Raw genomic sequence first — 20,425 nt, 5'->3', positions numbered from 1 at the left:
TCCCATTCGGTTTGTCTCAGTCACGACCCACATGACGGGCCCAACCTGGGGTCGGGTACCACGCTCAGGGGACAGTGAAACCTCGAGAGCCGGCTGATATCCCGACAAAACCGGCCTTCTGCTGGTAGACCTCGCGAAAGCCGCCTCTTGGCTTCTCTGTCAAACAGCGGCTGCAAGAGCAGAAGTGTGCCAGTTATCGATCGACCGCGTTTGGGGTGTGTCGCTTGCCACGATGATGGGACTAAACAGTTGGCCAGCAGACTGGTCAGTTGTTTAAGATATTGGTTGTGCGGCCAATCGGTGACTTGACAGCGCGCGCCCGGATCAGGGACGCGGCGATGCGGTGCTTTGCCGAGCAGGGTGCAAAAGCCACGACGATCCGGGTAGTTGCTGCGGAGGCGGGGGTGACCCCCGGGCTGGTGTCGCATCATTTCGGTACCAAGCAGGGCCTTCGCGAAGCGTGCGACGCCTCCGTGCTCGAATACCTGCGGGAAGGGATCACCGAGGCCATTGACGAACGGGGGCTGGCCAATCCCGACTTCCTCGGCACCGTCTACCAGAGCGCTCCGCTCGTGCTGCGTTACCTGGGGCGCGCTCTGGTTGATGGATCGACGGCGGCCGCGACGCTGTTCGACAATGTCGTCGCGCTGACCGAGGACTATCTGGCAAGCCACCCACCGCAGCAGGGTGCGTCACGGGCAGACCCGCGTGCCCAGGCGGCGGTGCTCATTTCGATGTGGCTAGGCATGTGGGTACTTCATGACCATCTGGTCCGGGCGTTGGGTGCCGAGGCATTAACTCCGGAGTTGTTGTCACGGGTCAGCGCGGCCCTGGTGGACATCATGGCACCGGAGTTCGTCGGTTCGGATCTGCTGGCCTTGGCGCGTACCGGCCTGGCCCGCTACCAGACGCCCACGAGACAGGAGTGATGACCATGGTGGATCTGCAAAAGGCCACTCTTACGGGAGCGCAGCAAACCGCGCTGGTCACGCTGTACGGCAAAGCCCTGGATAGTCGCCAGCCGGATTCGATTCTTGCCGATCGGGAGGCCGATAGGGCGCTGCAGCACCTCGGTTATGACTCCAGCAGGCTGCGGATGCGCCGCCGTGATCAAAAATCGGTCGCGGTACGGGCGAAGGGCTACGACGGGTGGGTGAAGCGATTCCTCGACGCCCACCCCGACTGCGTCGTCCTGCATCTGGGCTGCGGACTGGACGCCCGGGTCTACCGGGTCAACCCGCCGCCGACCGTCGGCTGGTATGACATCGACCTGCCCGACGTTATCGAATTGCGGGGAATGCTCTTTCCGCAGCGCGCGGGCGTGCACACCATCGCCACCTCGGTTACCGATCCGGGGCTGCTCGACGGGATTCCCGGCGACAAGCCGGTTCTGGTCGTCGCCGAGGGGTTGACGCCATATCTGCGCGCCGCCGACGGCGTGGCGATGCTGCGACGCATCACCGAACACTTCCCCAGCGGTGAACTGGTCTTCGACGGCTACAGCCGGGCAGGGGTGTGGCTCACGCAGCGCTACGGGCCAGTGAAAGCCTCTGGGGCCCAACTTGACTGGAGCATCGACGACCCGCACGAACTGGAAAAAGCAGTCCCCGGCCTAGTGTTCGACCGCGAATGGTGGTTCGCCGATCCAGCCGATATCAGGCGGCACTACCCGTGGCTGTACTGGCAATTCATGCGGGTCCTGTTCCGCATCACCCCGCTACGGCGACTCGGCCGAGGCCTGCGCTACCACTTCACGGACGCCGATGCTTAGCGACCACATGAGTTACCACCGGGCGCTGCTGTGGTGCGGGGCGATCGGTGCGCCGCTGTTTGTCGTTGTGTTCCTGATCGAGGGTGCCGTCCCGGCAATTCGCCCTGCTGGCTACAACCCGCTGCGACACCCGGTGAGCTCGTTAGCGATCGGGCCGTTCGGCTGGGTACAGGTTGCCAACTTCCTCGTTACCGGGGTGCTGCTGCTCGCGTTCGCCGTGGGGCTCCGGCCGGCGCTGCGACGTCATAACGGTGGGATCTGGGCAGCGGTGCTGGTCGGCCTGATCGCGATCGGCCTGATCGGTGCCGGCGTGTTCACCGCCGACCCGTTTAGCGGCTATCCGCCAGGAACACCCGCGGTGCCTGTCGGCGCCGCCCGCACCATTCACGGTGTCCTTCATCAGGCGTTCTCGGCCCTGGTGTTCCTGGGACTGCCTGCCGCCTGCTGCGTGGTCGGCTACCGGTTCGCCCGATCAGGCCGCAAATGGTGGGCCTGCTATTCAATCGGGACCGCAGTGGCGTTTTTGACCGGCTTTGTTCTCGCGGGCCTGGGGTTCGCGCAGAATCCGACGTTTGTGTGCATCGGCGGACTGCTACAACGCCTCACCCTGATCGCCGGACTGGCATGGATCACCGCGCTGGCACTACACCTGATCCGCCGATAAGTTATCCGGCTGCGATTGGTCCACATCATCAATGGCGGCCCGGCCCGCGATGATTCCCTGGAAGGCGGATGCGGAACGACGGCCCTGCGCGCCGCGCGCACCGACGTTCGGGCGACCGGCAAGCCGGCGCTCGACCCTGGTCGTAGGCGCCGGCACCGGTGCGCACGCCAGGACCACAGCGGGTCCGATGTCCCCCAGCACAGGGCCTCACGACTCTAGAGCCGGGCCCCCGTCAGCCCTACGTTGTGGGCTGCGCGGTAAAGCGAGCCGTCCGCGCAACGCAACTCTTTTCAGGAGGAATCACGGCGAGGTCGGTGCGTGCCCGGTTTCTGGCCGCACTGGTTGCTTACCCGGACGGGGCCCTCGGGCCGCACCAGTTGTGCGCGCTCTGCGTGGAGTCCTTGTCGGTGGATCGCGCGGCGATAGTGATCACGGTCGGTTCGACGGTGTGGGATCTGTTGTCTGCCAGCGACGATGTCGCGGCGCGGATAGAGGCCGGGCAGGCGACGGCGGGTGAGGGTCCCGCGATCGAGGCGGTGAGGCGCGGGGGCCCGGTGTTGGTCGAGAATTTGTCCGCGCAGCTGGCGCGGTGGCCAGGGTTTGGCGCGGCTGTGGGTGAGCACGGGCGGGGCGCGATGTTCGCGTTTCCGCTGCAGATCGGGGCGATCGGAGTGGGTGTGCTCGACCTGTACCGTGTCTTGCCGACATCGGCGCGGGGCGATGAGGTGGCGGCGATGTTGGCGGTGGCCGACATCATCACCATGGTGTTGTTGTCCCACGCGCCGCCGGCCGTGCCGGCCGGTGTGGACGCGAACGACCTGGACGCGTGGTGGGCTCCGTTGTCGTCGTCACGAGAAATTCATCAGGCCACCGGCATGATCGTCGCCCAGCTCGCGGTTCCCCCCGATATGGCCTATCTGCGCCTTCAGGCGTACGCGTTCAGCCAGGGCCGGGTGCTCATGGATGTGGCCCGCGACGTGGTTGCGCGGCGGGTGCGATTCGATCCCGACGACGTGGACCGGCGTTGACCGCATCGCCCGGGCGTACAACGATTAGGAGAACAAGGAGACCATGATGCAAGGTCGTGAAGGCCCGCTGGTGCAAGCCTTCGTGGCATTGGCGGACACGCTGGTCGACGACTACGACGTAGTCGAGTTCGCCCAGCAACTGGTCGAGGATTGTGTGGCGCTGCTGGAGGCAGACGCGGCCGGGTTGCTGCTCGATGACCTGCGTGGCGGGCTTCAGGTGCTGGCCTCCACGAGCGAGCAGACGCGACTGCTGGAACTGCTGCAGATCCAGTCGAACGCCGGGCCGTGTCTGCAGGCCTACCGCAGCGGTCAACAGGTTCTTGTCGGGGACTTGCGAGCCGACACCGCCCGTTGGCCCGAGTTCGCCGCCCGCGCGGACAGCGATGGCTTCCGGGCTGCCTTCGCCATTCCACTGCGGCTGCGCACCGAGCGGATCGGTGCGATGAACCTGTTTCGTACCCAACCGCGCATGATGTCGGAGTCGGACTTGTTGGTGGCCCAGGCACTGGCCGACGTCGCGACGATCGGGATCCTGCACCAGCGTGTGATGCTGCATGGGGCACTGGTCAACGCCCAACTGCAGACCGCGCTCAACAGCCGCATCATCATCGAGCAGGCCAAAGGCGTGTTGTCCGAAAGGGCCGGGCTCGACATGGACCAGGCATTCATCGAGTTGCGCACGCGGGCCCGAAACACCAACCAGCACCTCAGCGACGCCGCCCGTGCCGTCATCGAGAGTGCAGGTGTTACTGCCCCCGAGCGGCGGCGATATTAACCACCTTACCGGCCTCTTGGAATTCGGCTAGACTTCTTGCTGTTGCTCTAGAACCCCGGCGACCAACATCGAATGATCGCGCGGGAGGAGTTCCGAGCGGTGCCCCTCCAGGTGTGCGTCGCGGCCGCGGAAATCGTAGCGCGGACATCTGCTGGGTTCGCCGCGCAAACCCGGGCAGGGATCGCATGATTGAGCGACCTCGGCGGCCGCCGGCGTCCACCCCGGAGTATCCACGACATCGGCGAATGGTTGTGGGCCAGTCGACCACGCGAGCGCACCGCGGCGACGGGCGATCCGACCGGCGGGCAACAACGCACGGAGCCACCCCCTATTCGTCGCATCGGGAAGGGGTCTGGGCGCATGGGTAGCGATGGAATAACGTCGGGTCTTGCTGGGTCGGGTCGACGCGGACCGGTCGGGCGGATGCATGAGCAGCTCGACGAGCTGTTGGCCGCCCGCGACCAGATGGAGCAGCTGCTGGCCGTGGTGGTTGAGATCGGTCGCGACCTGGATCTGGACGCGACGCTGCATCGCATTGTGGCGGCGGCGATGACGTTGACCGGGGCGCGCTACGGCGCGCTGGGCGTTCGTGGCCGCGACAGCACCTTGAGTTCCTTCCTGCATGCCGGTATGAACGCCGAAACGGTGCGACGGATCGGCCACCTGCCCGCCGGCAAAGGTGTTCTCGGTCTGCTGCTCAACCAGACCGAGTCGGTGCGCCTCGACGACCTGAGCCAACATCCCGCGGCGGTCGGGTTCCCCGAGCATCACCCCAAGATGGGTGCCTTCCTCGGTGTGCCGATCACCCTGCGCGGCAATGTTTTCGGCAGCCTCTACGTGACCGACGACCGGCCCGGGCACCGGTTTACCGAATCCGATGAGATCGCCAGCCGTGCGTTGGCGGGTGCGGCGGCGTTTGCCATCGACAACGCCCGACTGTTCCAGCAAGTGCGGGCGTCGGCGACATGGATGGAGGCCAGCCGGGAGATCACCACCGCGCTGCTGTCGGGCGTCGACCCCCACATCCGGCCGCTGCACGTGATCGTTGATCGCGCCCGCGAACTGACCGGCGCCGAGCAGGCCATCGTCCTTGTTCCGGCCGACGCCGACGTGGCCGGTGACGATATCGACACCCTCGTGGTCTCCACGGCGGTGGGTCTGCATGCCGAGGAGGTGATCGGTCAGCGGGTGCCGGTCAGCGGATCCACCACCGGGGGGGTCTTCCGGTCCGGTGTGCCGGTGATCACCGACAGGTTCCGGTACCCGATCCCGGCGTTCACCGACATCGGTGAACGCCCGGCCCTCCTGATGCCCCTGTGCGCACAAGACGCGGTCGTGGGCGTTCTGGCCGTCGCCCGCAACGCCGGACAGCCGCCGTTCGATTCCGGTTATCTGCAACCGATGAGCGACTTCGCCCACCACGCGGCGATCGCGCTCACCCTGGCCGCAAGCCGCGAGCAGGCGGGTGAGCTGACGATCCTGGCTGACCGCGAGCGCATCGCCCACGACCTGCACGACCACGTCATCCAGAAGTTGTTCGCCGCCGGCATGGACCTGCAGGGCACCATCGCCCGTTCCCGCTCATCCGAGATCACCGAGAGGTTGAGCGGCACGGTCGACGACCTGCAGAACACTATCAACGACATCCGCACCACCATCTTCAAGCTGCAGACCCCGGCTGGACCTAGCGGCGGCTTTCGGCAGCGCGTCCAAAACGCGGTCGCCGACCTCACCAACAACCGCGATATCGCCACCACCGTGCACATGTCAGGGCCAATGACGGTCGTCGGCGGTGATCTGGCCGATCATGGCGCAGCCGTCGTCATCGAGGCGATCAGCAACACGCTGCGCCACTCCGGGGCGACCAGCCTCACCGTCGAGGTCACCATCATGGACGATGTCAGCATTGACATCGTCGATAACGGTCACGGCATCCCCGCCGACAACCAGCGCCGCAGCGGGCTGGCTAACCTGCAGCGGCGCGCCCAGCAGGCCGGCGGAGATTGCCACATCAGCTCGCCCCCCGCAGGCGGCACACGGGTCCACTGGACGGCTCCGCTGCTCAGCCTGTAGACCGCCGGGTCGCGGAGCCCGATCGTCCTGCCTCTGGCCCCCTTCCACAATTAACGGAAGTGTTCACCACGCGCTATGAGGTCGGCGCATCGTGTTCGCCGCAAGAACATTTCGCCCGGCGGCGAGCACCCGCCGCATCCCGATGTGCACGAACACTGCCCGAAGCCGCATACACATGAAATCCGCAGCGCGACACACGGTGCGGGACGCGGTTGACGGGTGCGGCTGCTGGCACGATGGGCCGGTGGCCGTTGGTTTCGCGCCGGTGCGGTGGCGGATGGGCTCCCTGCCGATTCTGGTCGTGGGCTTGGCCGGGTTCGCCGTGTCCGGCGGTGCGCTGCACAGCTTGGTCACCGGTCATCGGGACCTGGCGACGGCCGGCACGGTGTTCTGCGGCGTCTTCATCCAGGCGGTGCCTTTTCTTGTTCTTGGTGTTGTGGTCAGCGGACTGATCGCGGCGTTCGTGCCGGCTGAGCGGCTGGCGCGCTGGCTGCCCCGCCGGACCGGGGCGGCGATTCTGGCCGCGGCCGTGGTCGGGGCCGCGTTGCCGGGATGTGAGTGCGGATCGGTGCCGGTGGCGCGGCGCATCTTCGGTGAGGGTCGTCTGGGCGCGGCCGCGCTGACGTTCATGCTCGCCGCCCCGGCTGTCAACCCGGTGGTGCTCGTGGCCACCGCCGTCGCGTTTCCCGGGCAACCGAAAATGGTCGCCGCACGCTGTGCGGCGTCGCTGTTGACCGCCTTGCTCATCGGTGCCGGATGGTCGAAGTGGGGCCGCCCCGAGTGGATCACGCGTCGGCTGCCCGCACCCCACCGTGGTGGGACGTCGCGGTGGGCGTTGTTCCGGGAGGCGGCGCGGCACGATTTCTTGCGGGCGGCGGCGTATCTGGTGCTTGGCGCGGCTGCGGCGGCGTTTTTGCACGTCCTGGTCCCGGCGTGGGTGTTCGAGGATCTTGGCGGCCAACTTGTTATCGGCGTCGTGGCCATGGCGTTGCTGGCCGTGGTTTTGGCGCTGTGTTCGCAAGCGGACGCGTTCGTCGCATCGAGTTTGACGATGTTGCCGCTGCTGCCACGATTGGTGTTCTTGGTGGTCGGGCCGGCAGTGGACGTGAAATTGATTGCCATGCATGCCGGTGTGTTCGGCCGCGCGTTCGCGGCACGGTTCGCCCCGGCGGCGTTCACGATCGCCACACTCACCGCCACTGTGGTCGGTGTGCTGATGCTCGGCGGCCTTCGGTGAGCCGCGACACCGAGAACGCGGCGCTGCTGCTGGTCGGGCTCAGCACCGGAATGGTCACCGTCACCGGCGCGTTCACCCGGTACGTCAAACCGTCGCTGCTGCCATGGCTGCTCGCCGCGGCGGTCCTGCTGATCGCCTTCGGGCTCACCATGATCGTCGGTGACGCCCGGCGTGGCGATCACGAGCACCACCGCGACCACGGGCACAAGCATCGATCGGCGATTGTCTGGCTTCTGGCCGTGCCCATCGTGGTGCTGATCTTCGTGGTCCCGCCCGCCCTCGGCGCAGGCGCGGCGACCCCGACGGTGGTGGCGGTGTCCACCGATGTGCTGCGCCGGCCATTTCCACCGCTGCCGGCCCAACGGGCCCCGGTCGTGTCGTTGCCCAACGTGCTGGAACGGGTGGCTAGAGACACCGCGGGCACCCTCGACAATCGGCTTATCACGGTCACGGGTTTCGTCCTCAACGACAGCGGTGCAACATATTTGGCGCGGGTGGTCGTCATCTGCTGTGCAGCCGATGCCCAGCTGGCCCGCATCCGGCTCGCAGACCCGACGGAAACGGCCCCGCTGGCCGACAACAGTTGGGTCAGTGTCGAGGGGACCGTGAGGCGCGCGTCGGTGCCGACGTTGCAGGTGTCCGGCCTGACGCCCATCGACCCGCCCGCGAACACCTACGCCTACTACACCTCGTGAAGCGCTGCGTGCCCCGCGGCGCGGCACTTATGGGTCGCCGCATCGGGGACAGGTTCCGTAGAGGTCGATGTGATGAGTGACGTCGGTGTAGCAGTGTTGTCGGGCCAGCTCGGCGGTGTGGTGTTCCAAGGCGCCAGGGCTGAAAGCCACGGCGTCACCGCAGCGGCGGCACAGCAGGTAGTGTCGGTGGGCCGCCGTGGTGCGAAGCCGGTAGAGGATCTCGCCGTCTTCGCCGCGCTGGGCTTCCGCGATGTGTTTCTCGGCGAGGGTGTGCAGGATGCGGTAGACCGTGGTCAGCCCGACGCGGACCGGCCGGTGTTCGCCAAGCTCATGGTGGAGTTGTTGGGCACTGCGGAAGCGGTCGCTACGACGCAGCGCCTTGACCACAGCTTGTTGTTTAACGGTTGGTCGACGCGGCCGCCTCGGTGCCGGTGGCGCGGGCATCGCTGCGCTCCTTTCCACCGACGATCGCGGCGAGCAGGTAGATTGCGGCCGCGGTGATCATGATCGTGAAGCTGGCCGGTGCTGCGGGGATGAGATAGGCCAAGGTGACGCCCACCCAGATCGCGGCGGTGGCCAACACCGCGGACAGCCAAAATGCCAGCCATGGTTGGGCGGTGAGCCGCGCTGCAGCGGCTGCCGGCGCCGCGAGCAGCCCGAGCACGATCAGGGCGCCGACGATCTGGGTGGCTTCGGCGACGGTGGCACCGACCACAGCGAGAAACACCGCTCCGAGCCATCGAGCCGGCACGCCGGCGGCTTGCGCGACAGCGGGGTCGACGGTGGCGAACAGCAGCGGTCGGGCCATCACGATCAGCACGACGCCGACACCGGCAGCGACCGAGACGGCGATCACGGTGGCCTTGTCGCTGATGCCGAAGATGCTGCCGAACAACACGTTGACGTTCGCGGTGCCGTTGCGGCCGCTGCCGTGGGTGGTGTAGTAGGTCAAAAACAGCACACCCAAGCCGAGCATCCACGTGAAGAACGAGCCGATGGCGACATCGTCGGCGCCGCGGCTGCTGCCGGCGCCCAGCGCCAGGCCGGCGATTATGGTGGCGCCGAACAACCCGGCGCGGGGATCCAAACCGGCGGCGAGTGCGCCCATGGCGCCCGTGTAGGCGACGTGGCCCAGCGCGTCACCGGCGAACACCTGCCCGCGCAGCACGAGGAAGTATCCGACCAGCCCGCACAGCGCTGCAACCGCGCTGCCGGCGAGCAGGGCATGGGTGATGAACGGGTGGTGGAGCATGTCGCCCAATGCGGTCGTCGGCCCGATCGCGCGGTACTGCAGGGCGGCCTGGGTCATGTCGCCGCCGCACGATCAACGGCGTGCCACGGACGGGCGCGCAGGCTCGCGCGGTCGACTCCGGCCCGATAGGCGGACGCCAGTACATATGTCCCGTAAGCGAGGGTGGCCACCCAGAACCCGATCGGATACGGCGTGAAAAACGCGCACCCCATCCCCACCCAGGTCACGGCCAGCGCGATCAGCACCGAAAGCGCAATACCCGGGCCGGGCCGCGACGTCAGCTGCTGGGCGGCGGCGCCCGGGCACACCAGCAGCGCGAACACCAGCAGGCTGCCGGTGACCTGGCTGGCACCCGCGGCGGCCATACCGAGCACCAGCAGGAACACCACCGCCACGAACCGTGTCGGAATGCCTTGGGCGGCAGCGGTATCCGGGTCTATCGATGTCCACAGCAGCGGCCGCCCGATGGCGGCCAGCGTGGCCAAACACACGACAGCCGCGACGAGCAGCAGCTCCACCTGCGAACTGCTCACCCCGGCGATGGTGCCGAAGAGCAGATTCGTCAGCCCCGACAGGAAGCCGTGATACAGGCTCACGAACAGCAGGCCGGTGGCAAGTGCGACAGCTTGGATGGTGCCGATCGTTGCGGAATTTTCGGCGAATCCGCCCCGGCCGCCGGCGGGTGCCGGTGGCGACAACGTCGCGATGGCCGCCGCCGCGGCGACGCAGCCGACGAAATAGCCGTAACCGGTCGCCACGCCCAGCCACGCCGCAGCGGCGGCGCCGGGGAATCCGACGACGGCCAGGGTGTGCCCGGCGAAGCTTTCCCGGCGCAGCACCATCATCCATCCGACGACACCGGCGAGCACGGCGACGATGCCGCCCGCACGCACCGCATGGACCATGAACGGGTAGGCCAGCATCTGCTGGACATCGGTGATGAGGTTCCAGCTGGGCGCCGGGTTCACCGGTGTTCCCCGATGTGGTGGTGGGCCGGCACGTCGGGCTGCCCCACCACGAACAGCCGCCCGGACTGGTCACGCAGCACCTCGACGGGAATGCCATACAGCGAGCTGAGCTGCTCGGCGGTGATCACCTGCTCGGGAGTGCCGCTCACCGCGGTCCCGTTGGCAAGATAGATGACGCGGTCCAGGTGCGCCAGGATCGGGTTCACGTCGTGGGCCACCATCATCACCGTGACCCCTTCGCGCCGGCAGATGTCGTTCACTAGCGCGCTGATTGAGGCTTGGCTGGCCACGTCGAGGCTTTCCAGCGGCTCGTCGAGCAGCAACAGCTCAGGCCGGCGGGCCAGGGCCTGCGCGATCAGCAGCCGCTGCTGTTCCCCGCCCGAGCAGCGGCCAATCGGGCGGCGCGCGTACTCGGCGGCACCGACCAGGTCGATCACCTCGTCGAGACGCCGGCGCCGCTCACGGTATCGACGCGGCGCAACCAGGCGCCGCAGCCCGGGAACCGGCGTTCCCCACCGGGCGCCGTCCAACCCCAGCGCCACCACATCGATCCCGCGGATGCGCAGGTCCGTGCCGAACGCGCGTCGCTGCGGCACGTACCCGATGCGTCTGTTGCTGCGGCCCGCGCGCTCACCGAGCACCTCAACCGTTCCGGTGAACGGTGTCAGACCCAACAGCACCTTGAGCAGCGTCGATTTTCCCGAACCGTTGGGTCCCAGGACTGCAACGAACTCGCCGGCACCGACGTCGACCGACACCCCCGACCACACCGTGCGCCCGCCCACCACGGCGGCGGCGTTGCGCATCCGGATGGCCGGGCGCCCGGCGGGCCCACCGTCGGCCGTCAACTCAGCGGCGCGGCTTCCGGTAGTCGTCGCGGTCACCTACTTTCCCGTGGCGGTGTGCAGGGCACCTTCCAGCCCGGACAGCTGCGTCGCCTGCCAGTCCTGAAACGTCGCGTTGGCCGGTGCGAGGGTCTCGGTCACCGTGGCCACCGGAATTCCTTGTTTGCGGGCCGCGTCCACCTGGGCCTGCACATCGGGCGTGCTGTTTTGGCTGTTGAACACGTAGACCTTAATCGCCTTGGTCGCGATCTGCTGATCGATGGTGGCCTTGTCGGCCGGCGACGGGTCGGTGCCCTCGCTGATATCCTTCAAGAACTCCGGCGGCGTGATCAGGTTGAGCCCCAACGCATCCGAGAGCGGGGCGAAGATCGATTCACTGGCGCCCACCGGCGTCCCGGCGTACTTCGCCTTGATGTCGGCGATCAACGCGTGATATTGCGACAGGCCCTGGTCCAGGAACTGCTGATGCTGTTGATCGAAGTAGGCGGCGTCGTTGGGGTCGGCCTTCTTGTAGTCGGCGGTGATCGCGTCGATCACCTTGGCCACCGAATCCGGGGAGTACCACTGATGCGGATTGCCCCCCTCGCCCACCCCGACGAGGTCGCCGACATTGAGCACCGTCCGTTGCGGATTCGGGTTCGATGCCAGCATTTTGTCCGCCCACGCGTCGTAACCGATGCCGTTCTCCACCACCACCGCCGCACCGGCCATCGTCCGCGCATCGGCCGCCGACGGTTCGTAGCTGTGCGGGTCGGTGTCGGGATTGGTGATGATGCTGGTCTCCTGGACCTTCTCGCCGCCCAACTGCGAGGCGATGCTGCCCCATGCATTGATCGTGGCGATGACCGCAAGCTTCGACGCCGGCGCCGAGCCGCCCGAACTACCCGACGACGACTTCGGCGCATTGCTACTGCAACCGGCCGCGCCGATTACCACCACGGCAGCGCAGACCGCCGCCACCACTGCCCCGCACCGTCGCCCAGCGCTCACCGGAGTCCTCCCACTAATGAAAATGGTTCTCATTATCGGAGGAAATGTAGCACCCCCCGCGGGGAACGCAAACCCGTCAGCGGGGGGATGGACCATCACTGGCGGCGGCGGGTTGATCGCGATGGTCGTCAACAGGCCATCACGCCGACGCGCGAGCCGGCCGCTGGGGGCTGTCCCCCGGCTGGGCGGCCGCGGCGGCTTCGCTGCGGGCCAGCTGCGCCGTCGCCACCACCATCACGGCGATCGCCACACCGAGGACGACCCAGCCGACATCGTTGGTGTTCAGCGTCTCGCCCAGCACGGCGACGCCGAGCACCGACCCGACGACGGGCTCCGCGATGGTCACCGTGGGCAACGAGGCGGTCAGCGCGCCGGCCCGGAAGGCCGACTGTTCCCAGGCTGTCGCGGCGATCGCAACCACCACCCAGACGTACAGTTCCGGCGCGCGCAGCAGTGCCCAGATGCCTAGGCCGAGTTGGTCGACGACACCCTTGGTCAACACCGCGAACAAGCCCCACAACGACCCGGACACCAGCGCCAGCAACACGGCTCTCGCGGCCCCCGAGACAATCCGGGCGCCGGCTAGACACAGCAGCAGCGCCGGACCCATCACGGCGGCCACGACGGCCCACGCCTCCAGCGACCCCCGAGCTTGCCCGGCTTGCGGGTTACCGACCGTGACGATCACCGCAACCGCACCCGCCAGCAGCACGGCCCAGATCCATTGCCAGCGGGTGATCCGGCGATGGCACACCTTCGCGTTGATCGGCAACGCGAACAGCAACGAGCTCACCAACAGAGCCTGCACGAGCAGCACCGAGCCCAGCCCCAGCGCTGCGGCCTGCAGGCCGAACCCGGCCGCGGCCACGAGGCTGCCCGCCCACCACCGGCGATTGCGCAGCAGCCGGGTGAACAGTGCGAAGGCGCCGACCGGTTGGTCGGTCACGTCATGGGCGGATCGCTGCTGGATGACGTCGCCGACGGCGATCAACAGGGCCGCACCAAGGGTGAGCAGCGCCGCGATGTCTTGCCTGGCCATGTCCACCTCCTCGCAGCCAAGAAGGACGTGCAGTCCACCGCACGGCGGCAAATGTTTGAATTGCGAGCTCGGGACGGATGCCCTCTCGACGATAGCTACCGGGGCCGCGTCGCGCGGCGGTGTGGTTCATCAAACCAGCCGCCTGCTTGCGAACCTCGCCGGCGGTCATGCCGGACAAGCGGCTTCGCGAGTTCGTGCGGCCTGCCGTGCACAGAAAAAACTGGCTGAAACGTGCGGGTTCGGCGGCCAGATGCCGCACGGCGGCTGTCAGGCGAACCGGCGCGGCCGCCACCCCCCGCCACTGTCACGTCGGCGTCGATCGCATGAAACCAACAGAGGGTGCGCATGAAACCCGGGATGGTTCGCCTTGCGTAAGTGGGTGCGTCAGGCCGAGGTCGACGCGGGGCAGGCGGCGGGGTGTCGAGTCAGACTGCCCGCGAGTTGCGGGAGCTGCGGCGCAAGAACCGCGAGCTGGAGGCCACGATCGAGATCCTCAAGGCCGCGAGCAGGCTGATGCACCGGCTTGCACGCCGCCCACCGGCAGAAGCAGAAGCCGAGTACTACACCCATCTCCAGGTCGGACAGCACACCCATCACACCTAAGCGGCGGGCCCCACCGACGAGAACGATCATGTGAGACGAATTGAAACGAGACACGGAATGGCCCGCGCTGGCTGGGCGCGCGTCACGAGAGGCTGACTGGTAGTGCGTTGAGGCCGCGCAGGATGATGCCGCCGCGCCATCGCAGCTGTTCGGGTGAGACGGCGAGGCGAAGAGTGGGGGCGCGCCGTAGCAGGGTGGTGATGGCGATCTGGCCCTCCAGCCGGGCCAGCGGGGCGCCGAGGCAGTAGTGCATGCCCTGGCCGAAGGACAGGTGCCGGTTGGGGGTGCGGCCGATGTCGAGGGTGTCGGGTTTCTCGAAGTAGGCGGGATCGCGGTTGGCCGAGGCCAGGACGGCCAGCACCAGCGAGCCGCATGGAATGGTGGTCCCGGCGATCTCGATGTCGTTGCGGGCGTAGCGTTCGGTGGCCATTTCGGCGGGGACGACGAAGCGCAGCAGCTCCTCGATGCCGGGGTAGATCAGGGCGGGGTCGTCGCGGAGCCGGGTGAGCTGTTCGGGGTGCTGGAGCAGCGCCAGGGTGCCGCTGGCGATGAGGTTGCGGGTGGTTTCGTGGCCGGCGGTGAGCAGCAGCACGCACATGGCCAGGATCTCATCGTCGGTCAGCCGGTCGTCTCCTTCCCGGGCGGCGGCCAGCGCGGAGATGAGGTCGTCGGCCGGTCGTTGGGTGCGTTCGGTGATCAGTGTGCGCAGGTAGCGCAGGAACATTAGGATCGCGGGCATCGCGGTCAGGGGATTGCGGCGTTGCGGAGCGGAGATCAGCGCCGTGGACCACGCCGAGAATTTCGGGTTGTCCGTCTCCGGGACGCCGATGATACGTCCGATCAGCACAAGCGGGAGCGGCAGGGCGTAGTCGGCGATCACGTCCATGCCGCCGCGGCGCACGGCGGCGTCTAGCAGCTCATCGGCCAGCACCTGGGCTTGGTCGCGCATCTGCTCGACGCGCCGGGCGGTGAAGGCGTGCCGCACCAGTGCACGCAGCCGATCATGATCGGCGCCGTCGGTGCTGAGCAGACCGGTCTGCAGTGCGGACAGCCTCTTGGGCAGGGTGCGTGCCTTTTTCAGCTGTTCCGGTGTCATCGCCTCCTTCGGGTTCTTCGCCAGCCGTGCGTCTTTGAGCACATCGGCCACATCGTCGTAGCGGGTGACCAAACAGGCACGCCCTATGCGGGGCGCGGTCACCGGAAGTACGGGGGCCTCGGTGCGCAACCGGGCGTAAAACGGGAAGGGATCGGCTTTGAAGGCGGGACTGGTGACATCGACGGCGGATAAATCGTCCCCGCACGCCGATCCCGTCCTGGCAGTTCGGAAAAGCATGGTGACCTTTCGTTGGCGAAGTTGGTTTGGCGGCAACGTGTTGGTTTCTGATGCGATGCGCTGGCAACGGCGGCTCCCTATCGCGGCGCGGTCACCCGTCGCCGAACGCGCCCGCGAACTCGGCGAACGCAGCGGCGACATGGCTGGCCACCGGTGTGCGCCTGTCGTGGGCGGTCCACTGGTCCAATCCGACACGCACAGCAGTAATGCACGATCCGGCCATCACCTCGGCCCGCAATCGGGTTTTCGGAGTCGCACCGAGTCGGGCGGCGATCGCGTCGGTCAGCCGGCCCAGAAACATAGCGAACTGAGCCATCTGACGTGCAGCCAGCACCGGGTGCCGCGCATGCAGCTGCAGGTAGCGCGAAAGATCCTGGCCGTCAGCCTGTTCGGCCCGGTGCACGTCGGCGACGAACAGCCGGCTCAGATCCCTCCATGCGCCGGCGCCACCAGTCGTGGTCGCGAACGCCGACAGCTCCTCATCCGAGATGAGGAACAGCTCAAGCAGGGCGGCGTCGTCTTTGGTGTCGAAGTAGTTGAAGAACGTGCGCGTCGACACCCCGGCCCGCTGCGCGATCTCCTCAATCGGCACCGCATCGAGGCCCCGCTCAAGCGCCAGCTCCAAGGTGGCGGCGCGCAGCGCGCGCCGGGTCGCTCGCTTGTTGCGCTCCCTGCCGTCCAGTTGCTTGTCGTCAGCCACACCACACAATTGCATAAACTGCAACTTGCATCAACTGCAAATGTGGCCCTCGGGGATCAGGTTGATTCGAACTGCGCCTTATCGACGACGATGCTGGCCTGGCTGATCCCGTCAATCGGCACTGGTACAACACGAGCAGGCTGATACGTCGGCTCCAACATCGCCCACCGACAGAAGCCAAAGCCGAGTATTACGCTCATCACCAGGTCGGACTACACGCCGATCACACGTAAGATGTGTGCATAGAAGCCGGGTTGCTTCAGTCGAGTTTCGGCATTTGGTTGGGTTGCAACAATTGTGTTGGCTGGTATGCGAATCGGGAACCGAATGAGAGCTAGAAGGGCCCGTTGGTCGCAGACAGATTGACACGAAAACACCTAGCACACAGATAGATTGGGAGTGGTAGGGACAACCGATCGTCGGGTGCGAGGACATTGAGGCGGGCGCATCCGCGGAATCTGTCAACCTGTTTGAGGCACCGGTCAGCAGAATTTACTGAGCAGCCTCCTCGGTGTTGTCGGGCCGGTTGATCCATGTTTCGGTTGGGAGCGTGGGTGGCCGCGGTGGCTTTCGGACGAAGCGTTCCGGGTGGGCGGCGTACGCGGCATCGAGCACGCTGGCCCGCTTCTCGCGGGTGATTTCGGCGGTGCCGTAGTGAATGTCGGCGGGCGTGTGAAGTGCCAGCCCGGTGTGGCGATGTTGATCGTTGTACCAAGGGAAGAAGTGTTGGCAGTGCACGCGCGCCGCCTCGATCGAGGTGAACCGGCCGGGGAAGTCGGGCCGGTACTTCAGCGTCTTGAACTGCGCCTCGCTGAACGGGTTGTCGTTGGAGACGTGCGGTCGCGAATGCGACTGGGTGATGCCGAGATCGGCGAGCAGGAATGCCACCGGTTTAGAGGTCATCGATGAGCCGCGGTCAGCGTGGATGGTCAACTGGTGAAGGCCAATTGCCTGCTTGGCGCAGGTCTGGCAGATCAGCACCTCGGCCAGCGCGGCGGATTCACGGCTGGCGACCATCCAGCCGACGACATAGCGGGAATAGATGTCCAAGATCACGTAGAGGTAGTAGTAGGTCCATTTCGCTGGGCCGAGCAGCTTCGTTATGTCCCACGACCACACCTGATTTGGGGCGTTGGCGACGAGTTGGGGTTTCACCTTCGCGGGATGGGTGGCTTGGGCGCGACGCTCACGCACCTCGCCCGCTTGGCGCAGCAGCCGATAGAAGGTCGACTGCGAGCCGAGGTAGACACCTTCGTCGAGTAGCGTGGCCCACACCTCGGCCTGGGACATGTCGACGAACCGGTCGCTGTGCAGCACGTCGAGGATCGCCTGCTGCTCCTGGGCGCTCAGGGCACGCGGTTGCGGCCGTTCGCGGTGCGGGATCGGCGCCGGCCGCTCAGGTGCCGGGCTGACGCGGTGCCGCCGGTAGTAGCCGGCCTGCGACGCGCCTACGGCGACGCACGCATCCCGCACGCCGATGCACCCGGCGAGTTCGGCGACGGCCTGGTCGGTCATGGCGTCGACCTCGGCTCGGTATCCGCGCTCTCGGAGAGCGTCCCCAAGAGCGCGTGCAGTTTTGCCTGCACATCCACCACGAAGCGGGCCTTGGCCAGCTCCTGCTCCAACTGGCGCTTCTCAGCCTCAAGGCGGGCAATCTTCTCGGCCTGCGGGTCACGGCGCTTGCGGCCGCGCGGCGCCGCCAACCCGGCCAGCGCGCCCGCATCACGCGCCTTGCGCCACTCCACGATATGGCTGGAGTACAAGCCCTCGCGGCGCAACAACGCCCCCTTCGCGCCCTCCGGCGCGGCGTCGTACTCGGCCAAGATCTCCAACTTGTACTTGGCCGTGAACGTCCGCCGCTTCGCCCTCTCGGGCACCTCGGGATCGGGACGTTCCGTTCCAGCGTCGTCCACCCGCCCAGGGTCTACGACCCCGGGCGCTCGAAGCAACGCGCTCACCTGACCGGAAAAACCCAAGGTGAGTGGGCAGGCCGAAGGCACCCGGCGGGGCTTTGCCGAGCCGGGTGGTGTTGTGTGGATGCAGATTTGGATCAGGCGGCGGGTTCGAGGGTGACGCGGTAGCCCATCGCCATTAGTTGCGTGACGTAGTTGCGTGTTCTGCGTTCGGTGTTGATCCGGGTGGCGTGGTAGTCGGCACCGAGGTCGTGGAATCGGGCGGTGGGATCGGTCAGCAGCTGCCAGATGATCCTGAGGATGGAGCGGGCGACCGCGACCAAGGCCTTGAGTTTGCCGCGGCGTTTGACGATGCGCCGGTAGCGTTCGCCGAGGAAGGTGTTGGTTTTGGCGGCTGCGGCGGCGGCCTCGCCGAGCGCGCCTTTCAGATAGGGGTTGCCTTTGCCGGCCTTGCCGCCGCGGCTGATGGGACCTGACTGGATGGTGCGTGGGCACAGTTTCGCCCAGGAGACCAGGTGCTCGGGTGTGGGGAAACGGGCTATGTCGAGGCCGATTTCGGCGATGATCGTCTGCGCGGCGCGTTGGCCGATGCCCGGGATCTCATCGAGTCGCTCGATGACGCTTGGCGCGCAGTGGGGCACTGTGGCGGGATCGACCCGGGTCGCATTGCCGTCGCCGGCGTCAAGATCGCCGCCGCCGGTGTCAGGATCGGCATCGATGCCCGCACCCGGGCCCGTGCCGGGGTCGCTGTGATCGATGGCCCCAGCCGCGTCGGGCAGCTCGGCGATCAACTCCTCGATGCGCGCGGTCAGGGTGTCGATCTGGGTGGAAAGCGCATCGATCTGGCCCAGCAGCATCCGCGCCAACTCGGCGTGATGATCATCGAAGCGGCCGTCGAGCGCGGTGATCAGCTCCGAGCGTTTGGCCTTCATCTTCCCGCGTGCCAGCGCGGCTAGTCGGCGCGGGTCGCGTTCGCCGGCGATGAGGGCCTCGATCATGTCGCGCGTGGACAGTGTGTCCAGCGTCGAGGCCACCGACGACACCTTGATCAAGGCATCTTCGAGCAGTTTCTCCAGCCGCTGCCAGTAACGAGAACGGTCCCGGGTCAGATCGAGTCGCAGCCGGGTGTAGTCACGCAGCTGCCGGATCGGTGCCGGCGGCACGAACGACGGCCGCAGCAGCCCTTTCTCGGTCAGCTTGGCCAGCCAGACAGCGTCGAGTTTGTCTTCTCCGAACTAAGAAATTGATCTTGAATTCTATGGGTTGACCTGGTCGTTCGGTGATTATTGGGATCATAGCTGGCTTGCGGTGGGCAGGCGGGTCGGGTCGCTGGTGGTGCGGCCGGCGGTGTCGGTGAAGCTGGGGATGCCGAGTTGGACGGTCTTGGTGCGGGTGGCGCTGATCTGGTCTATCTGGGCGAGTTTGGCGTTCGCGCCGGCGAGGCTGACCTTGAGGCCCTCGGCCTCGCCGTACCAGCGGTGGGATTCGGCCTCGGCGATGCGGGCGATGAGGTTGCCGCGGATCTCTTCCAGCCGTGCGCGGGCGGCCGGATCCGGGCGCAGCAGCGGGCAGCGTAGGCAGCTGTGTTCGTGGATGCAGGGGGTGTCGTAGGAGCGTCCGCAGTCGCCGACGGCGACCTTGCGGCGTTCGAAGTGCCCGACAAACTCGGCCCATTCGGCGTCGGTGGGGGTGCGGTATTCCTCGCTGGGGCGCAGCGAGCGCCGCCGCGCGATGAACGCCCGGTGGCCGTTGATCACCTCTTCGGGGTAGACGGCCTTAATCCCATGGTGGTGTTGATGTCGCGGTGTCCGGCGACGAGTTGGGCGATGTGCGGCGGCATTCCGTGCACGATCGCGTCGGTGATGAACAGCCGTCGAAAGTCGTGGAAGGTGTAGCGCATCGGTTGGCCGGCGACGTCTTTGACGCCGATCTCGGTGAGCGCGTGGTCGAGGTAGGTGCGTAGCACGGTCTCGCTGACGGCGCGGTTGTCGAGTCGGCGCCGCCATTGGAACAGCAGCGGCATGGGTGGGTTGTAGACGCGTTCGTTTTTGTCGTAGGACACCACCAGCGGGACGTCGGGCCGATCGCCGCGGACGCGGGCGACGATGGTCGACAGCACGTCGGCGAGTTCGGGTGAGATGACCAGCAGCCGTTCGGCGTCGGTCTTGGACGGGACGATCTGCAGCAGCGGGATGAGTTCCCCGGTGCTCGGCAGCCGGTATTGGATGAGGCTGTGGTGCGTCAGTTCGGTCAGTTCCTCAATGCGGATTCCGGTGTGTCGCAACACCTCTACCGCGGCCCAGGTCCAGAACCCACGGTGTTCTTCGAAGCTGAGGTCGCGCCGGGCTCCGGTGTCGGGGTTCTCGGCCCAGGCACGGCCGGTGGTCTGGGTCTTCAGTACCGCCCGGCGCAGGGTTGTCCCGGCGGCGGTGAACAATTCGCCGGGTCGGGTCTGCTCGGCGGCGGCGAGCAGCTCGGCGGTGCGGGCTCGTTCGGCCGCCACCCAGGCGACCAGGGTCGGCAGCACCGGCAGTCGTTC

The 20,425-nt window shown here is 67.0% G+C and carries 19 protein-coding genes and 2 pseudogenes; 9 read left to right on the top strand and 12 right to left on the bottom strand.

All coding sequences use genetic code 11. The features are described 5' to 3' along the window. Positions 1 to 287 precede the first annotated feature (287 nt). The 8 genes from VKI00_RS19800 (at position 288) to VKI00_RS19765 (ending at position 8,243) form a co-directional block, all read left to right on the top strand. Positions 288 to 929: a TetR/AcrR family transcriptional regulator gene (locus VKI00_RS19800; RefSeq protein ID WP_324440394.1), complete on the top strand. Its 642-nt coding sequence runs from the start codon at positions 288 to 290 to the stop codon at positions 927 to 929. 5 nt (positions 930 to 934) lie between these two features. Then, positions 935 to 1,771 carry a class I SAM-dependent methyltransferase gene (locus tag VKI00_RS19795; RefSeq protein WP_324440392.1) on the top strand — a complete coding sequence of 279 codons (837 nt, stop codon included), beginning with the start codon at positions 935 to 937 and terminating at the stop codon, positions 1,769 to 1,771. After that, on the top strand, positions 1,764 to 2,435 hold the full coding sequence (locus VKI00_RS19790; protein ID WP_324440390.1) for a DUF998 domain-containing protein: 672 nt from the start codon (positions 1,764 to 1,766) through the stop codon (positions 2,433 to 2,435). Before VKI00_RS19795 ends, VKI00_RS19790 begins: the two co-directional genes overlap by 8 nt. 314 nt (positions 2,436 to 2,749) lie before the next feature. Then, complete coding sequence (locus VKI00_RS19785) at positions 2,750 to 3,463, top strand: GAF and ANTAR domain-containing protein (protein ID WP_324440388.1); 714 nt, start codon at positions 2,750 to 2,752, stop codon at positions 3,461 to 3,463. A 46-nt stretch (positions 3,464 to 3,509) separates the two neighbouring features. After that, the gene (locus tag VKI00_RS19780) at positions 3,510 to 4,238 is read left to right on the top strand and encodes a GAF and ANTAR domain-containing protein (RefSeq protein WP_324440386.1); all 729 of its coding nucleotides are present in this window, start codon (positions 3,510 to 3,512) and stop codon (positions 4,236 to 4,238) included. A 423-nt stretch (positions 4,239 to 4,661) separates the two neighbouring features. Then, positions 4,662 to 6,311: a GAF domain-containing sensor histidine kinase gene (locus VKI00_RS19775; RefSeq protein WP_324440398.1), complete on the top strand. Its 1,650-nt coding sequence runs from the start codon at positions 4,662 to 4,664 to the stop codon at positions 6,309 to 6,311. A gap of 277 nt (positions 6,312 to 6,588) precedes the next feature. Next, positions 6,589 to 7,548: a permease gene (locus tag VKI00_RS19770; RefSeq protein ID WP_324440396.1), complete on the top strand. Its 960-nt coding sequence runs from the start codon at positions 6,589 to 6,591 to the stop codon at positions 7,546 to 7,548. After that, positions 7,545 to 8,243: a TIGR03943 family putative permease subunit gene (locus VKI00_RS19765; RefSeq protein ID WP_324440384.1), complete on the top strand. Its 699-nt coding sequence runs from the start codon at positions 7,545 to 7,547 to the stop codon at positions 8,241 to 8,243. The genes VKI00_RS19770 and VKI00_RS19765 overlap by 4 nt, the downstream gene beginning before the upstream one ends. A 27-nt stretch (positions 8,244 to 8,270) precedes the next feature. Here the strand turns inward: VKI00_RS19765 and VKI00_RS19760 are convergent, their stop codons facing one another. The 6 genes from VKI00_RS19760 to VKI00_RS19735 form a co-directional block, all read right to left on the bottom strand. Then, positions 8,271 to 8,687, bottom strand: a complete 417-nt coding sequence (locus VKI00_RS19760; RefSeq protein WP_324440382.1) for a transcriptional repressor — start codon at positions 8,685 to 8,687, stop codon at positions 8,271 to 8,273. Continuing rightward, a complete protein-coding gene (locus tag VKI00_RS19755) occupies positions 8,641 to 9,552 on the bottom strand; it encodes a metal ABC transporter permease (RefSeq protein WP_324440380.1) in 912 nt (303 codons plus the stop codon). Before VKI00_RS19755 ends, VKI00_RS19760 begins: the two co-directional genes overlap by 47 nt. Continuing rightward, entirely contained in the window at positions 9,549 to 10,463 is a 915-nt protein-coding gene (locus tag VKI00_RS19750) for a metal ABC transporter permease (protein WP_324440378.1), read from the bottom strand. Before VKI00_RS19750 ends, VKI00_RS19755 begins: the two co-directional genes overlap by 4 nt. Then, positions 10,460 to 11,347 carry a metal ABC transporter ATP-binding protein gene (locus VKI00_RS19745; RefSeq protein WP_324440376.1) on the bottom strand — a complete coding sequence of 296 codons (888 nt, stop codon included), beginning with the start codon at positions 11,345 to 11,347 and terminating at the stop codon, positions 10,460 to 10,462. Before VKI00_RS19745 ends, VKI00_RS19750 begins: the two co-directional genes overlap by 4 nt. Beyond that, on the bottom strand, positions 11,348 to 12,298 hold the full coding sequence (locus tag VKI00_RS19740) for a metal ABC transporter solute-binding protein, Zn/Mn family (RefSeq protein WP_324440374.1): 951 nt from the start codon (positions 12,296 to 12,298) through the stop codon (positions 11,348 to 11,350). A gap of 139 nt (positions 12,299 to 12,437) precedes the next feature. Then, entirely contained in the window at positions 12,438 to 13,337 is a 900-nt protein-coding gene (locus VKI00_RS19735) for a DMT family transporter (RefSeq protein ID WP_324440372.1), read from the bottom strand. A gap of 367 nt (positions 13,338 to 13,704) precedes the next feature. Between VKI00_RS19735 and VKI00_RS19730 the strand changes: the two are divergent. Continuing rightward, positions 13,705 to 13,874: pseudogene (locus tag VKI00_RS19730) on the top strand (IS3 family transposase); the annotation flags it as partial. Between the two features lie 148 nt (positions 13,875 to 14,022). Here the strand turns inward: VKI00_RS19730 and VKI00_RS19725 are convergent. The 6 genes and pseudogenes from VKI00_RS19725 to VKI00_RS19700 all read right to left on the bottom strand — a co-directional run. Next, positions 14,023 to 15,273 carry a cytochrome P450 gene (locus tag VKI00_RS19725; protein ID WP_324440370.1) on the bottom strand — a complete coding sequence of 417 codons (1,251 nt, stop codon included), beginning with the start codon at positions 15,271 to 15,273 and terminating at the stop codon, positions 14,023 to 14,025. Positions 15,274 to 15,364: 91 nt separating this feature from the next. Continuing rightward, a complete protein-coding gene (locus VKI00_RS19720) occupies positions 15,365 to 15,973 on the bottom strand; it encodes a helix-turn-helix domain-containing protein (protein WP_324440368.1) in 609 nt (202 codons plus the stop codon). Positions 15,974 to 16,465: 492 nt separating this feature from the next. Then, a protein-coding gene (locus tag VKI00_RS19715; RefSeq protein WP_414687241.1) for an IS3 family transposase occupies positions 16,466 to 17,886 on the bottom strand; the annotation gives its coding sequence in 2 pieces (ribosomal slippage) (positions 16,466 to 17,538 and positions 17,538 to 17,886; 1,422 coding nt in all). A gap of 137 nt (positions 17,887 to 18,023) precedes the next feature. After that, positions 18,024 to 19,112, bottom strand: a pseudogene (locus VKI00_RS19710) (IS110 family transposase); the annotation flags it as partial. A 66-nt stretch (positions 19,113 to 19,178) separates the two neighbouring features. Next, complete coding sequence (locus VKI00_RS19705; RefSeq protein ID WP_324440366.1) at positions 19,179 to 19,643, bottom strand: integrase; 465 nt, start codon at positions 19,641 to 19,643, stop codon at positions 19,179 to 19,181. Next, a partial coding sequence (locus VKI00_RS19700) for a site-specific integrase (RefSeq protein ID WP_324440364.1) occupies positions 19,640 to 20,425 on the bottom strand: 786 nt, incomplete at its 5' end. The genes VKI00_RS19700 and VKI00_RS19705, both read right to left, overlap by 4 nt.

The organism is Mycobacterium sp. (assembly GCF_035314665.1).
Classification (GTDB): domain Bacteria; phylum Actinomycetota; class Actinomycetes; order Mycobacteriales; family Mycobacteriaceae; genus Mycobacterium.
The sequence above is the reverse complement of the archived record's forward strand: the minus strand, read 5'-3'. Positions and strand labels throughout refer to the sequence as shown.